10 protein-coding genes and 1 pseudogene are annotated in these 14,988 nt (G+C 70.5%); 3 read left to right on the forward strand and 8 right to left on the reverse strand.

The window, feature by feature from the left end:
* Positions 1–7 precede the first annotated feature (7 nt).
* The 3 genes from J1792_RS33165 to J1792_RS33175 form a co-directional block, all read right to left on the reverse strand.
* Positions 8–379, reverse strand: a complete 372-nt coding sequence (locus tag J1792_RS33165; protein ID WP_086571478.1) for a hypothetical protein — start codon at positions 377–379, stop codon at positions 8–10.
* A gap of 119 nt (positions 380–498) precedes the next feature.
* Positions 499–3,537: an AfsR/SARP family transcriptional regulator gene (locus J1792_RS33170; protein WP_207248929.1), complete on the reverse strand. Its 3,039-nt coding sequence runs from the start codon at positions 3,535–3,537 to the stop codon at positions 499–501.
* A 102-nt stretch (positions 3,538–3,639) separates the two neighbouring features.
* Complete coding sequence (locus J1792_RS33175; RefSeq protein WP_207248930.1) at positions 3,640–5,715, reverse strand: nuclease-related domain-containing DEAD/DEAH box helicase; 2,076 nt, start codon at positions 5,713–5,715, stop codon at positions 3,640–3,642.
* 434 nt (positions 5,716–6,149) lie between these two features.
* Between J1792_RS33175 and J1792_RS33180 the strand changes: the two genes are divergently transcribed.
* Complete coding sequence (locus J1792_RS33180; protein WP_207248931.1) at positions 6,150–7,286, forward strand: ABC transporter substrate-binding protein; 1,137 nt, start codon at positions 6,150–6,152, stop codon at positions 7,284–7,286.
* A gap of 242 nt (positions 7,287–7,528) precedes the next feature.
* Positions 7,529–8,359 carry a hypothetical protein gene (locus J1792_RS33185; protein ID WP_086571413.1) on the forward strand — a complete coding sequence of 277 codons (831 nt, stop codon included), beginning with the start codon at positions 7,529–7,531 and terminating at the stop codon, positions 8,357–8,359.
* A 181-nt stretch (positions 8,360–8,540) separates the two neighbouring features.
* On the opposite strand, the gene J1792_RS33190 is transcribed toward J1792_RS33185, so the two are convergent.
* Complete coding sequence (locus J1792_RS33190) at positions 8,541–10,064, reverse strand: alpha/beta hydrolase (RefSeq protein WP_086571411.1); 1,524 nt, start codon at positions 10,062–10,064, stop codon at positions 8,541–8,543.
* Positions 10,065–10,273: 209 nt separating this feature from the next.
* Between J1792_RS33190 and J1792_RS33195 the strand changes: the two genes are divergently transcribed.
* Positions 10,274–10,765 (forward strand): hypothetical protein, encoded by a 492-nt coding sequence (locus tag J1792_RS33195; protein WP_207248932.1) that lies wholly within the window; start codon positions 10,274–10,276, stop codon positions 10,763–10,765.
* Positions 10,766–10,924: 159 nt separating this feature from the next.
* Here J1792_RS33195 and J1792_RS33200 read toward each other — a convergent pair whose 3' ends face one another.
* The 4 genes and pseudogenes from J1792_RS33200 to J1792_RS33210 all read right to left on the reverse strand — a co-directional run.
* Positions 10,925–11,449 carry a hypothetical protein gene (locus tag J1792_RS33200; protein ID WP_207248934.1) on the reverse strand — a complete coding sequence of 175 codons (525 nt, stop codon included), beginning with the start codon at positions 11,447–11,449 and terminating at the stop codon, positions 10,925–10,927.
* A gap of 67 nt (positions 11,450–11,516) precedes the next feature.
* A pseudogene (locus J1792_RS36045) lies at positions 11,517–11,660 on the reverse strand (ectoine hydroxylase); the annotation flags it as partial.
* A 504-nt stretch (positions 11,661–12,164) separates the two neighbouring features.
* Positions 12,165–12,305, reverse strand: a complete 141-nt coding sequence (locus tag J1792_RS33205) for a hypothetical protein (protein ID WP_179198952.1) — start codon at positions 12,303–12,305, stop codon at positions 12,165–12,167.
* A gap of 135 nt (positions 12,306–12,440) precedes the next feature.
* Positions 12,441–14,988: discoidin domain-containing protein (locus tag J1792_RS33210; RefSeq protein ID WP_207248935.1), on the reverse strand; the 2,548-nt coding region annotated here is incomplete at its 5' end.

A 14,988-nucleotide genomic window follows, 5' to 3' on the forward strand; every position in this document is an offset into this window, starting at 1 on the left:
GTGCGGTTCAGCAGCTTGCCCACTTGATCGATGCGTAGCCCAGGAACTGGCCGCCGTTGGGCGCGTAGACGGTGAAGTTCTTCACGGTGCCCTTCGGGCCGACTAGCGGACCGTCCACCACTTCGTCGTCCCAGGTGTAGAAGCGGGTGAACGGGCAGCGTCCGTCGGCCCGGTCGTCCCTGACCCACCCTGTGGCGTAATAGCCGCAGATATAGCCTTCGGTCGTGCCTTCCTTGTTGTAGAGATACCAGTGCGTGCAGCCCTGAGGGGCCGCGATAGTGCGGGACGCCGCGGGTGCGGCGGCGCTGGCGGTTCCGGCGGTGAGCGGGACCGCGAGCATTGCGGCCGCGGCCAGGCCGTGGATGATCTTGGCTCGCATGAGTGGGGTTCCTTACCGCAGTCGTGGTGAGTGGTTGATGCGTGTGGCGCCCGGTCCGGGTGCCACTTCCCACTCTCACAAGCCGCGCCATGAAAGCGCCCCGACGGCCTATGTCATGGCTATGACAGCGCATGGGGTGGACTGGTCCAGGCCGGAGGCGAGGCTTCCAGCGCATGGCGGATGGCTTGTTCGGCCGTCATGGCGCTGCCGTGCTTCTCGGCTTCGGAGTGCTCCCCCGCAACGAGGCGCTCCTGAAGGCGTCCTACCAGTGCTCGCAACACCGGGTGTTCAACGGGCGCCGGGTGCCTGCCGGTCGTGGCGCGCAGGGTGTTCGCCGCGGAGAGGAGGGTGACCGCGCGGGTGGGGTGCCCGCGGTCGGCTTCCTGGCGTGCGGCGGTGATCAGAGCGTCCACGGCCGGCATCCACAGGCCTTTGTCGAGGCAGGCGCGCAGTACGGTACGGAGCAGGCGCGCGCTGGTGGCGAGGTCTCCGGCGGCCTGGAGGTTACGGGCGTGCTGTGCTCGGCGGCAGACCGTGGCGAACAGGTCGTGCCCGACCGCTGTGTCCCGTAGCGCTGCGGCGGAGAGCGCGGCCGCGCTGTGCGGGTCACCGCGGTAGTAGGCGAGCTCGGCCTGGGCCCAGCGGACCGTGGCCAGTGCCTCGCGGTCCTCGTGGGCGGCGAGGACGCCTTCGGCGAGTTCGAGATGGTGCGCGGCGACGGAGAGGTCCCCAAGTCCGCACCGCGCGACGGCGACGGCCACCCTGGCCCGGGCGGTCGCGGACTCGGTGGCCAGGGGCTGGACGATGGTCAGTACGAGTTCGGCGGTCCGGGCGGACTCCTCGGCGTCTCCCTGCATGCAGCGTACGACGGAAAGCTGAGCCAGGGCCTCCAGCTGCCGGGGGGCGTCCCCGCACGCCTCGGCGGAGTGCGCGGCCTGCTCCAGCAGGGCGGCCGCGCGGGTCAGGTCGGTGCTCAGGTGGATCAGCCCGGCCGCGTACAGCACCTGGGGGCGGACCGTGGGTGGGGCGGAGCCCAGTCGGGTCAGGGCCCGCTCGACCCACTGCAGTCCCTCGCCGGGGAGCCCGACCCAGATCCAGGACATGGCGCCGACCAGCCGGAGCCCGTCGTCGAGGTCGCCGGGGCCGAAGGACCAGTCGAGGCCCGCTCTCAGGTTGGGCAGCTCGCGCCGGAGGCTTCTTCTGAGCCGGATGCTCCGGTGCTCCGCCCCGTTACGGCCGTCTCCGGGGGCGTCGTCGGAGAGTTGGACGTGTTCGGCCATCTCCCGGAAGTACGCGGCGTGGCGGGATCGTATCGCCGGTCCCTCGTCGTGCAGGGTGAGCTGCTCGCGCGCGAACTCTCTGATGGGCTCCAGCAAGCGGTAGCGCGTGGGCTCGTCCTCGGGCGAGGCTTGCAGGAGCGAGCGGTCGACGAGGTCGCGCACCGTGGTGTCGACGGCTGCGGCGTGGGGCGGCGTGTGGGGCTGTACCGTCGCGGCCGGGACGTCCGCGGCGACGGCCTGGGCGGCGGCCAGGGTGAAGCCGCCGGAGAACGCGGACAGTCGGGCGAAGACCCGCTGTTCGCCCGGGGACAGCAGGCGATGGCTCCAGGCGATCGCCGCTTCGAGGGAGCGGTGGCGGTCGGGGGTGGCCCGGCGTCGTGACAGCGACCGCATTTGCTGAGGGAGTCGGGCCGCGACTTCGGCCAGTGCGTACGTACGCAGTTGTGCTGCGACCAGCTCCACGGCGAGGGGCAGTCCCTCCACGGCCCGGCAGATACGTGCGACCAGCTCCGCCTGTGCCTCGTCCGTCATGGCGAATCCGGGGCGGCGTGCGGCCACGCGGTCGAGGAACATCTGCCCCGCCGGAGAGCGCAGGACCGCCTCCATGGTGTCTTCCGGGGGTACGTCCAGCGGTCCGACGGGCTGGATCACCTCGTCCGGCAGTGCCAGTGCTTCACGGCTGGTGGCCAGGATGTGGAGCCGGGGACAGCGGGTCAGCAGGAGGTCGGCCAGCTCGGCGCAGGCATCGAGCAGGTGCTCGCAGTTGTCCAGGACGAGCAGGGCGTGGCGTGGCGCCAGAGCGCCGCAGAGCGCGTCCATGACCGGTCTGCCCGGCCCGGCCGGAATCCCGAGTGCGCCCGCGACCGCACTCGGCACCAGCTCGGGACCGGTCACCGCGTCCAGTTCCACGACGTACACACCGTCGGACAGGCGGCCGGCCGCCTTCGTGGCCCCGGCCAGGGCCAGCTGCGTCTTGCCGACCCCGGGCGGGCCGACCAGCGTGACCATCCGCCGCTCGAGAACCAGCCCCACGAGCCCTGTGATGTCGCGCTCACGGCCGAACAAGGTGCATCGCGACGCGAGAGATCCTGCTTGCCGCGGCCGGTCGGCCCCCTCCGGTGCCAGACCGGGGTCTTCGGTAAGGATCTGCTGGTACAGGGCCCGCAGGGCCGGGCCCGGCTCGACCCCCAGTTCGTCGGCCAGTGCTCTCCTGGCCTCGTGGAAGGCGGTCAGGGCCTCGGCGGGGCGCCCGGCCCGGTGCAGTGCGATCATCCGCAGCCGTTGCGCGGACTCCCGTAACGGATGGGCCACGGTGATGGCGCGCAGTTCGGTCATCAGGTCCATGTTCGGCGTCGGCAGCCCGAGGTCGAGTTCGACGCCGATGCACTCTTCAAGGACCGCCAGCCGGATCTCCTCGCATTGAGCGGCCTCCGCCTCGAGCAGCCGGGAGGAGAACCCGTCGAACGCCGGTCCTCTCCATAAGGCGAGAGCGGCCCGGAACAAGCCCACCGCCTCGCCGTGGCGGCCCGCGGCGGCTACGGCCCGGCCCTGCCGTATCCGCCCGGTGAACGACGCGAGATCCGTGCGGACGCCGTCCGCGCGCAGCGCATAGCCTCCGTTGTGGGTCTCGATGGCCTGGGAGCGGGGGTCGGCGACGGCCAGGGCACGCCGCAGCGCGGAGACCAACGCTTGGACCTGGGCGCGGGCCGTGGCCGGGGAGTCCTCTCCCCAGGCGGCTTCGATCAGCCGGTCGACCGACACCGTCCTGCCCGCATGCAGAGCCAGCACGGCGAGGACGATCCGCGCGCGCCCGGCCGGCAGCGCTAGGGGACGGCCCTCCGCCAGGACCTCCAAAGGCCCCAACACCCTTATCTCCAACTTGCTCTCCTCCGTCGACCGCGTGACGGAGCCAATATCCGCGCTCCAGCCCGGCTACCGCGACCCGAAGGCCCGACGGGGCCGGTGTCCGGCGCCGGTGTCCTACGGCCGGCTGACCGAGCCCAGCCACAGGGTGTCCCTGGCGCGTGTCATGGCGACGAAGAGCTGACTCCGGTGCAGTTCGCGGCGCTCGCGGGCGATGCCGTCGTCGGTGCCGTCGCTCGGGGCCGTCGTGGCCGGGGCGTCGTGGTCGGGCAGGTGCACGTGTTTGAACTCCAGACCCTTGGCCCGGTGGTAACTGCCGAGCTTCACGCCGGGTACCGGGCGCCCGTCGTACTGCTCCAGGGTGATCAGGGGTATGCCGGCCCGGGTGAGCAGCCGTCGGTAGCGCTCCCGCTCCGTTCCGGTGCGGCAGAGCACGGCCGAGTCGGGCCACGCCTCGGGGCCCAGTGCGTGCAGGGCGGCCAGGAGTGCCTCGTCGTGCTCGGCCCGGGTCGGCGCGGTGAACCTGGTGACCCGGCCGTCTCCGTAGGTGAGGTCGACGTCGCGGCGCCCGGTCGTGGGAGTGCCGTCGATGTCGTCGAAGGAGTCGTCGGCTACGACGGCGAGCGCGGCGTCGAGGACCTCCTTCGCGTTGCGGTAGTTCTTGCGCAGCACCTGTCCGCGGCCGCGGACGTCGATGCCCGCGTCGGAAAGGCGGAATCCACCCGGGTAGATGGCCTGCTGGCCGTCCCCGACGAGCAGCAGGCCGTTGTTCGCGTCGCCGACGAGCGCGTGAAGCAGTCGTACGCCGACGAAGGTGAGGTCCTGTACCTCGTCCACGACGACCGACGTGTACGGGGTGGCGCCGGGGTGCGCGAGGACCTCGTCGAGGGCGAGGGCGAGGATGTCGTTGAAGTCGTGCACGCCCTTGCCGGTGCGGTTGCGCTCGTATTCCTCGTACAGTGCCCATACGGCCTCGCGGTGGGGCCGGCGCAGGTTGGTGCGGCGGCGCGGGCGCGGCAGGGGCGCGTACTGCCCGAAGGTCGTGATGCCCCGGCCTTTGATGACGTAGTCGATCTCCTCCTGCCAGTAGCCGGGGGCCGCGTCGAGGGTTTCGAGGACTGTGCCGCGACCGTGGGTCTTCCAGGCCCGGCTGAAGGCGTCCCCGGCCCTGCCGGAGTCCAGCGTGCTCGCGACGCCGCGTTCGCGGAGGAACTGGCCCGCCCATGCGTGCAGGCTGCTGAAGTCGACCCGGTCGGCGACCGCCGGGGCCATCGTCCTGAGGAACGTGCTCTGTACGCGGGGCAGGTTGTTGGCGAAGGTCACGTAGAGGATCCGGCCGGGCGTACGTGCGGCGAGGTACGCGGCGCGGTGCAGGGCGACGACCGTCTTGCCGGTGCCCGCGGGGCCGCTGACGCGTGCCGGGCCGGACCAGGCGCGGCGTACGAGGGCGAGCTGGTCGGGGTGGAGGAACGTCATCCACTGCTCGATCGGGGCACTGCGGGCGGCTTCCATGGCCGCGTTCCGTATCCCCTCGACGTCGAAGAGCGCGTCGTCGGGTCCGGGCTCGGAGGGGGCCGTCGGGGTCGCGGAGCGGATGTGGGCCGAGGTGTCCTCGTAGGCGGGGAACGCGCGCTCCAGGTGGTCGGCGACGGCCCGCACTTCGGACGGGCGCAGCCGGGGCCGTTCGGCGATGAGCGCCGGTGTCACCTCGCGCTCCCCCAGCAGCCGTACGGTGCCGAGCCGGGCGGTCACGGACCGGCCGGCGAAGACCATCAGCGGCTGGACGGCCACGGGTGACAGGTTCCGCGCGGAGACGGCGTTCTCCGCCACCCGGGTCACCTTGAGCAACTTGTCGACCTCCCGGTCGTACGTGCGCCCGCCGGCCGTCAGGTGCCCGTCGGCCGCCTCGGGAGCGTGCCGCCAGTTCTTGACGTCGATGATGAAGACGCCGCCCGGGCCGACCAGCAGCATGTCGACGTTGGCCGAACGGGTGCCGGGCCAGCGCCGGTCGAGCAGCAGGCGCCACCCGTGCCGGGTGAGGATGTGCAGCTTCGCGGCCACCTTGCGTTCGCCCTCGCTGGCCGCTTCCCAGTTACGGACCTCCCACTGGGCGGCCCGTAACTGTTCACGCAGCTCGCGTTCATGACGCCGAGCCTCCTGCGCCCTCTTCCACGCCGATCCCCCCGCGCCCATGACTGCCCCTCCCCGACGACCCCGAACGTAAAGTAATGATCATATAACGCATCGGAGTGGGCGCGGGCTTCCTGGAGCGGTGCGGTCGTCGAACTGGGCCCCGCCGTCCGGGCACGCCCTGGCCCACCCCTGTGGGGGCTGGACGAGTCGCCCTTCCGGACCGCCGCCCTGCACACCGTCACCGTCGACCTCTCGGGTGATCGGACAGGCTTCGGGGTCGTCGGCACCGTCGACCTGTTCGAGCAAGTCCTCGCCGAAGCTCCCGGGCGGCACCATCACGACCGCCGCCTCCAGGGAGCCAGGACCGCCTTCCACCAGGCGTGGGCCACACCACTCCCACATTCTTGAATATTCAAGAAACTGGTTCTAGGGTGGCTCTCGAGAGTCATTGAACTTTCAATATTTTTTGCGCATCCCTCCACGAAGGAGTCGTTGTGAAGTCCACCCGGAAGGTCTGGGCCACAGCCGTCGCCCTCGGCGTGCTCGCCGCGAGCGGAGCCACCGTCGCCGCCGCCACCCCCTCCGCTCCCCGCTCGTCGCACGGCGCGAGCGAGGACGAGCAGCTGCAGAAGCTGTACAAGGACGCTCTGGCCGAGGGCGGGCGCCTGGTCGTCTACGCCGGCGGCGACAAGCCCGGCCAGGCCGATTACCTCAAGAACGCGTTCATCAAGCAGTTCCCCAAGATGAAGGTCGACACCGTCGTCGACTTCAGCAAGAACCACGACGCGCGCCTCGACAACCAGATAGCCGAGCACAAGGTCGTGGCCGACGTCGTGCACCTCCAGACCCTCGACGACTTCCCGCGCTGGAAGAAGGAAGGGGCGCTCGAGCAGTACAGGCCGGTCGGCTGGAACAAGGTCTACGACAAGATCAAGGACAAGGACGGCTACTACACAGGACTGTTCTTCATCGGCTTCGCCAACGTCACCGCCACCACGCTCGGCGACGACGCGCCCGTCGAGGCCGAGGACTTCCTGAAGCCCGAGCTCAAGAACAAGCTCGTCTTCACGTACCCGAACGACGACGACGCCGTCCTCTACTACTTCAAGCAGCTCACCGACAAATACGGCTTCGACTACCTCAACAAGCTGCTCGCCCAGAACCCCAAGTTCGTCCGCGGCACCGCTGACGCCTCCGCCCTGGTCGGCAAGGACGGCTACGTGGCGAACTTCGGCAGCTCCGGCAGCTCGAGCGGTCTGTCGAAGACGAGCATCCCGGAGAAGTCGCCCTGGGTGGCGTGGCCGCAGACCGGTGCCATCCTCAAGGACGCCCCGCACAAGGCCGCCGCCAAGCTGTACATGAGCTGGATCCTGTCGAAGCAGTACCAGGAGAAGTCTTACGGCTGGAGCTCCCGTACCGACGTCGCCACCCCGGCCGGCCGCAAGGGCATCTTCGACTACGCGAACATGAACCCGCTCGGCCTCGGCAAGTTCATGAGCGACCGCGCCGCCCTCGACCGCTACAAGGCCCGTATCAACCTCTACGTCGGCGACGTCAAGGGCGCGAACCCGGCCGACCCCGAGGGCAAGCTCGGCCTGTACCCCGTCGACCAGAGCGGCACGCAGGGCTAGTGCGACGGCGCCGCCGCCCTGTCGAGGGCGACGGCGCCGGGGAGCCTTCGTGATCGCCGACATGCGCAGGTACGCGGAGCCGTTGTCCAGCCGGGTCAGCTTGTACAGGCACTGCTCCACGAAACGGATGGGAGCGGACAGAGCGTCCGGAGGCCGGCTCCCGCGATGGATCATCTTCGGCCAAAGCCTGGGTAGAGTGTCGGCCGCATCAAGATCGACGCAGGTGAGGCAAGGTCAGCGCAATGGGCATATTCGAGCGGGCGAAGAGCCTGGGGGCTTCGGTGGGCACGACGGCCACCGCTTTCGGCAGCAACGTCGCCCAAACCGTCCAGCGGGGCGTCGACGCCGGACGCGCCGGCACCAACGCCTCGGGCGAGTGGGTGGTCTCCGCCCTCCGCTCCCTCCCGGCGCCCGCCGCGCCCGCGCACCAGGAATGGGAGTTCTCGCTCGGCGCCCTCGTCTGCCGCCACCCGCGCGTGCCCGCCGTCACCGCGAAGGCGCTGCGCCCGCTGGACGCCATCGGCGCCCTGCGCTTCGGCCCCGAGTCGGTCGGCTTCGACGGGGAGGACATCCCGTGGTCGAAGGTGGTCCACCTCCAACTGCACGACGCGTTCAGCGCCATGACGACGGAGGCGCTCGACGCCGAAATCGACCGGATCCGTGACCTGCTGCCCATGGTTCCGGGCCGGAAGTGGCTGGTCACCAAGGTCGTCGAGGGTCTCGCCTCCGTGATGCTGGCCGCGCTGGAACAGGCCGCCGATCAGCGGCTGGAGACCGTCGCCGTAGCCTGCGAGATCACCTACCGGGGTGCGCTCGGCATGAAGAAGACGCTGCACGCCAACCTGTTCACCACGGCCCTGCTGGCCCAGCAGGCGGAGGTCATGCACAGCCTGGTCCTCACCGCGCAGGCCAACGGCGTGCCCGTCCTGCCCGCCGAGGCGCCCCGGGCGGGAACGCCCACGGGCGAGCGGGTGCTCGCCCTGCGCGCCCGCACCGACGCCGTCGCCGCACAGCTGCGCATCGAGCAAGGCCAGGACGCTCCTCCCGCCCTGGAAGCCGGACCCCGCCCGTAGGCACCGCCGCCGGGACCGGGCCGGCCAAGGAAACCGGCGGGGCCGATTCCTTGGCCGGCCGGGGACGGGGTGGCACCCCCGCTGTCATCATGGGCCGCCGATCCTCACCGAGATGCTCTGCCTGCGACGGCCCGGGCTTGGGGCCTGGCGGATGGATCCCCGCCGGCCCCCAAACCGCCGCTCAACGCGGGCAGGTCGCGTCCTTGTCCGGCCGCCTGCCGTCCAGCAGGTAGTCGTTGACCGCCTTCTTCGCGCAGGGGCTGTGTGCGGAGTCGTACAGTCCGTGGGTACGGACGGGCACGGTCACGAGGCGGGAGCCGCGCATCCTGCGGTGCATGGCCAGGCCCCCGTCGTAGGGGGTGCGGGTGTCACCGGTGGCCTGAAGCTGGAGGGACGGGACGTCGTTGCTGATCCTGGTCAGCTCTTCGCGGGGCTTCTCCTTCCAGAACGCGCAGGGCACCGGGCCGTTGACCATCGGGCCGAAGACCGGCTGAGCGGGCCGGGCCCGCTCGATGGCCTTCCGGTACCAGCCGGGGTCGCGGGGCGTGGCGACGTCGCCGCAGGCGATGGCCATCGTGGCCGCCAGGTCGACGTTCGCGCCGGTGTCCTGCGGCCGGAGTGCGAAGGTCAGCCACGCGCGGAGCGAATCGGTCGCCTCGACCGGTTTACCGTCGGCCGCGTCGATCAATTGCCGCAGCACGCCGGCGTACTCCTCGTTGCCTGCCTCGTCCGTTCCGAACGCGAAGAGCACGAGCGGCAGCATGTGGTCGTCCAGTCGGAAGCCCGCAATCGCGATCGGTTTCGCTTCCGCCCGCCGGATCAGATGCTCGACGGTGGCGCGGACGGCGGCGGGGGTGGCGCCCAAGCCGTACTGCTTGTGTCGCCCTGCCGCCCAGGCGGCGAAGTCGTCGAGCGCCCGCTCGTTCGCAGGACCCATGACCTGTTGCATCCCTATCCAGTACGCGGCGGGATCGGGCGCACTGTCCAGCACAAGGCGGTCGACCCGGCGCGGGAACATCTGCGCGTAGGTGGCGCCCAGGATGGTCCCGTACGACTGTCCGAGGAACGAGGTCTTCTGCTCCCCCAGCACGCTGCGGACGAGGTCCACGTCACGGGCGATGTTGCGGGTGGAGATGTGCGGAAGGATGTCGGGGTACTTCTTCCAGCAGGCATCGGCATCGCTCTTCGCCATGCGCCAGCTCTCGTCGAAGCCCGCGCGGTCCGTGCCCACCGACCGCAGCCAGGTCGCCCGTGTCAGCCCGCAGTCCAGCGGACTGCTCTCGCCGAGCCCCCGGGTGTCCATGCCGATGACGTCGTACGCCGCCGCGACCTCCGGTGTCATCTGCGCCCGCAGGATGGCGGGCGTCCCGAGGCCGCGTCCGCCGGGGCCGCCGGGGTTGGTCTGGAGGATGCCGCGCCGCTTCGCCGGATCGGCGGCCTTGATCCGCGAGATCGCGACGTCGAGCGTACGGCCATGGGGGTCGCTGTAGTCCAGCGGCACCTTGACCGTGGCGCACTGGGTGCCGCTGTCGGCCAGTTTCGGGTCCTTGCAGGCGCTCCACTTGAGCGGCTGGTGACGGAAGCGGTCGAGGCCGTCGGCAGTGGACGCGGAGGCCTTTGTGGCCGTAACCGGTAATAGGCCGGTCATCGTGGCAGCCGTGGTCAGGGACAGGGCGAGAGCGGTGGTGGTCGCGGTGTGTCTCATGCCCCCTCACGCTAGGGAGGACATGATCTTCGCTCCAGGGTGTGCGCTCCCCAATGCAGGCTACGGATCTCCCCCGGGCCAAACGGAGGGTAGCCCCCGGGCCGGGGCGTAGCGTGTCCGGCTTCCGTCTTCGTGCCTGTCGCGGGCAGCGCATAGCCTGAGCGCCCACTGGTGACGATTCGCCACCACCGAGCTTGGGGGGACCTTCCATGCGACACGTCATACCCCGCTCTTCTCTGCGCCGCGCCGCCGCCCTGGCCACCCTCGCGGCCGCCCTCGGCCTGGGCCTTGCCGCCCCGGCCCAGGCGAGCCCCGGCCCCGTACCGCCGCTGAGCGCCCAGGAACAGGCTCTGCTCACCTCCGGCGTGCCGAAGATCGTCGAGCTGGACCCGGCCACCGGCAGAATCGTCTCCGTCAAGGAGTCGGGCCGGACCACCGATCCGGCCATCGACCGGCACAACTACTGCAACTCAGGTGACGGGTGCTTCTACAGCGGCCGTATCCCCTATGCCAACCAGGGCTTCTACGGTTCCCGGGGCATCTCCTACGGCAACTGGCCCTACCGCAGCGCCTACGACACCGGCAACTACACCGCGACAGCATGCTGGACAAGTGCCTGCACCTCGCGGCCCCTGCCCCCGAACACCTACGCGCACTTCAGCGGCGCCCTCGTGACCGGGACGTCCTTCCAGATCCACTGAGCCGGACTCCTCGGCCCATCGGCCTTGAGCGACGGCGCCACGGCTTCGCCGATTCGGTCCGCATGAAGGTCCGAGTCAGAGACGGCCCAGGCGGGCCGCCAGGAGTGCGATGTCATCCGCGGAGGCGGCCGGGCGGATGGTCTGCCTCCGCGGTGCGTCTCAGTCCCTGATCAGAGGCTCGTAGGGCTCGTCCTCCGGGGTGAAGACGAGGACGAAGTTCTCTCCTGCCCCGAGGGCCACCTCCCGCAAGCGGGCCAGAGCGTCCCCTTCGGTGGGAAGCGTGAGGCCAAGGGCTTCGGCGGCACGGTCCCGTTGGGCTGCGAGGTCCGGCGCGTCCTCCAGGTACTCGGCCGCGAGCTTGCGGCTTTCCTCCGCGGTGAACGTCTGACAGTCGCGCCACCAGGGGGCGACGAGCAGAAGCCGCAGGAGTTCGGGCAGGCCGATCGCGATGAGTGCCGCGCGTCCTTCGGAGTCGGCGTACAGGACGGGTCGTTCTTCGCCGCCTTCACCGCAGAAGAAGAAGGTGCCCCCGGCACCACCGCCCGCGAAACCCTCCAACGCGGCGCCCGAGGCGAGGTGGACCTCCTCGCCGTGGTCGCCTCGGTCGAGGTCGAAGTCGCCCGGCCAGGCAAGAAAACGGGCAGCTTCGTCCTGTGCGCGGATGGCAGTGATCAACGATTCCACGCATGGCACCGTAGTACCTGTTTGCGATCCGCAGGCGACCCGGGCCTGAGGGGGCTACGGAGCTACGGAGCTCGTCACTCATGCGTTCTCCAGCTCGCGGGCCGGCCGCGATCTCCTGCGCCGAGGCCGGCCAGACGACCGGGTCGCCCCGCTCGGTGACCACTTCCGTGCTGCCGCGGGTCGGATAGAGGTCGGTGACCGTGGCCATCATCACCCCACCTGCGTGAGCAGCGGGTAGGCCCCGCTCGCGTCGTTGACCTCACGGCTACGGGCGACGGGCCGACCGCCCGGGATGGCGACGCGCACCCGCGCCCCGCTTGGCCCGCTCCCGCCCCATACGGCACTTCCGCCACCGCTGAACGAGGCACAGGCGCGTCGCCGGTTGCAGGCCAACATCCGGGCACTTACCGTGACATTCCGGAACTTTACGTAAAGCATCGAGGTGGCGGTGGGCACTCCATTCCCCCAGGATCCGGCCGTGGCTCCGGAAAGGCGCAGCACCCTCCAAGGCCACTTCCCTGTGGCCGAGGACGGGGTCGCCCCGGCCTTCGCCCTCTGCAGCAGATACCCGCCCCGGGCATGACTCCCCCCGCATGGCAGTGGGTCGCATTCACCCTGACGGCGCTCACGGGGTTGTCGGCACAACCGGCACCGGCCCACGCTGCCCATGCGACCACCTGCCCGGCCGTCCAACAACACCTCGCAAAAACCAATGTCAGTTACAAACTGATTTTTGACCAGCATCCTTCGGATTGAGCGCGCCGGCGGCACGGAACGCCGCCCGGCACTCGGCCACCGCATCCCGGTAGGTGGTCATCGGGTCGCCGTCGAGCGTGTCCTGGCCCAGGTTCGCCATGACCCCATCGTCAAGGTCCAGGACGGACGGCGAACCCGGGGCATGAGGCTCGGGGCCCGCCGGGTGGCTCGCTCTCCCCCGCACGCGCCACGGCGGGCAGGGGGAGAGCGCCTCGTCGCCTGTCCTTGTCGGTCGTTACGAGACGGTCAGCTCGGCAATACCCGTGCGGGACTTGGCGTTGGCCCCACCGCGGACGACCACGCGTACGTACCGCGCGGGCACCGCCCCGCCGCTGACGCTGTCGGCGGCGGCATCGCGCCAGTGCCGGCCGTCGAGGGAGAGCTGGACGTTGTACGAGGTGGGTGCGGGGCCGCTCCAGACGGGGGTGGTCTTGGTGACGCGTACGGCCTTGCCGAGGTCGGTGGTCAGTTCGCCGTTCGGACCGTCGGGGATCCAGGCCGTGGCCGGGTTGCCGTCGACGGCTGCGGCCGCGTACATACCGGGTTCTTCGGAGGAGGCGGTGACAGTGGTGCAGCGGCCATGTTGTCCAGTGGAGCAGTCGGGGCGGCGGGTTTCGAGGACCAGGGCGGTCTTGGTGAGGATCCGTTCGCCCTTCGGGGTGTCGAGGGTCATGGGCGCGCCGTCGGTGAGCCGCACGGTGGTGTCGTGGGCGCCGATCTCGATGTCGTACGTGCGGCCCTGCCAGTGCAGGCCGCGCAGGGTGACGCCGCGGCCGAGTTGCGGGGGCAGCGTCGGGTCGAGGTGGAGCCGGTCCTCGCGCATGCGCATGCCGGTCAGGCCGTTGGTGAAGATCTGCAGGAAGCCGCCCTTGCCGGTGAGGAAGTCGTGGGCGGGCGTGCCGGCCAGGGGGTCCTCGGCGCCCGCCTTGGCGCCGCGGGCCTCGGAGAACTGGGCGAAGGGTCCGCGTACGAACGGCCTGATGGAGCGTTGCAGGTAGGTGTACGTCGAGCAGCCCGGTTCGCCCGTGCCGGCGGCGGCGATGGCGTGGACCGAGTCCGTCATGGCGGGGCCGTCGGGGTCGGTGCGCTGGGCGTAGTAGTCGAGGGTGCTGGTCGCGGCGCCCTGGGGCATCGGCCACTCCAGGGGGTACATCAGCAGGACCGTGTCGGCCTGTTTGATCTTGCTGCCCGAGTAGCCGTCGTACTGCTGGAAGACCTTGCGTTGTGTGTCGTAGGGGATGCGGATCCGGTCGGCGATCGCCGTCCACTCCCGCGGGGCGCGCTCGCCCAGCAGTTGTGCGGCACGGGTGGCGTTGCGCAGGGCGGTGACGGCTCCGGCGTTGGTGAAGACGGCGTCGTCGACGCCATTGCTGTACTCGTCGGGCCCGGCGGTGTCCTTGATGGAGTAGCTGCCGTCCGTGTTGCGGCTGACCCTGCCGGCCCAGAACTCGGCTATGCCCTTCATCACCGGCCAGCCGCGCTCGCGCAGCCAGTGGGTGTCGCCGGTGGCGAGGTAGTACTGCCAAGTGGCGAGGGATATGTCCGACTGGAGGTGGATCTGGGTGCGGCAGTGGGGCGGGTCGACGCTGTGGCACTCCTGGGCCAGGTCGCCCTTGCTGCCGCTGTTCCAGGGGTAGAAGAGGCCCTGGTAGCCGAGCTTGCGCGCGTTTTCCCGGGCTCCCGGGAGGGTCCGGTACCGGTACTCGACGACGGTCTTGGCGAGGTCGGGTGCGGTGGCCAGTAGGGCCGGGTACATCCAGGTCTCGGCGTCCCAGAACACGAGGCCGGCGTAGTTGTCGCTGGTCAGCCCGGCGGGGGCGATGCTGTTGGCCGCGCCCTTGCGGGTGCTGGACAGCAGCCCGTACTGGGCGGAGCGCGCCCATGCCTGCAGTTCGCGCTGCCCTGGCACCTCGATGTCGGAGCGCCACAGCCGGGCCCAGGCCGCGGTGTGGGCGCGCAGCAGCCTGTCCCATCCTTGCCGGGCGGCGCGCTGTGAGGTGGTGGTGGCGTCCTGGCGGGGCGCGTGCGACGTCAGGGCGGTGTCGACGCCTACGTACTTGGTGAGTTCGTAGGCGTGGCCCTTGCGGACGGGGAAGGTGAGGGATTGCCGTGCGCTCAAGTCCCTTTCTTCGTTGGCGGCTTGGGGCTTGGTTGCACGTACGTCGTGCCCGGCCCGGAGGGTGGAGGCGACGGCACCGTCGGTGTTCGTGCCGTCGGTGCGGAAGGCCACGTCCATGGTCCGGCCGTCGCGGCCGGACCCCGTGGTGCGGTCGCCGCCGCCGGTCTGGCGGATGCGCCGGGCGCCGCGTCCGTCTAGCACGTCGGTGACGGTGGCTTCGCCGCTCCAGCGCGGCGTCATGCTCAGCCGTACGGCGCCTGTGTGCGGGTCGTCGCGGTCGGCCAGTACCTCGTAGACCAGGTCGGTCTTGCGCCCGTCGGCGGCGGTCCAGGTCAGGGACGTCCGGACGATGCCGCAGTGCAGGAAGAGGACCTGACGATATCCGGATATTCGACCCGACTTCGTCAAAGAGTTGAAGGTATCGCTGTGTTCGCCGCCGGTGCCGACGGTGAGCCCGGTCCAGGTGGGCAGGGCGGCGACGGCCTGCCGGTCCGCGGCGGTCTGCTGGTTGTGCGCATAGAGCCCGGACACGAACGAGCCGTCGTAGCTCGGGGTGAAGAGCGGCCAGCCGGTCTTGGCGTCGCTGTCGGTGTAGCCGGCGCCGTTGGGCGGTACGCGCTGCCCCAGGTAGCCGTTGCCGACGTAGGCGTGGTGGGTGTCGTCG

The organism is Streptomyces triculaminicus (assembly GCF_017349075.1).
Classification (GTDB): domain Bacteria; phylum Actinomycetota; class Actinomycetes; order Streptomycetales; family Streptomycetaceae; genus Streptomyces; species Streptomyces triculaminicus.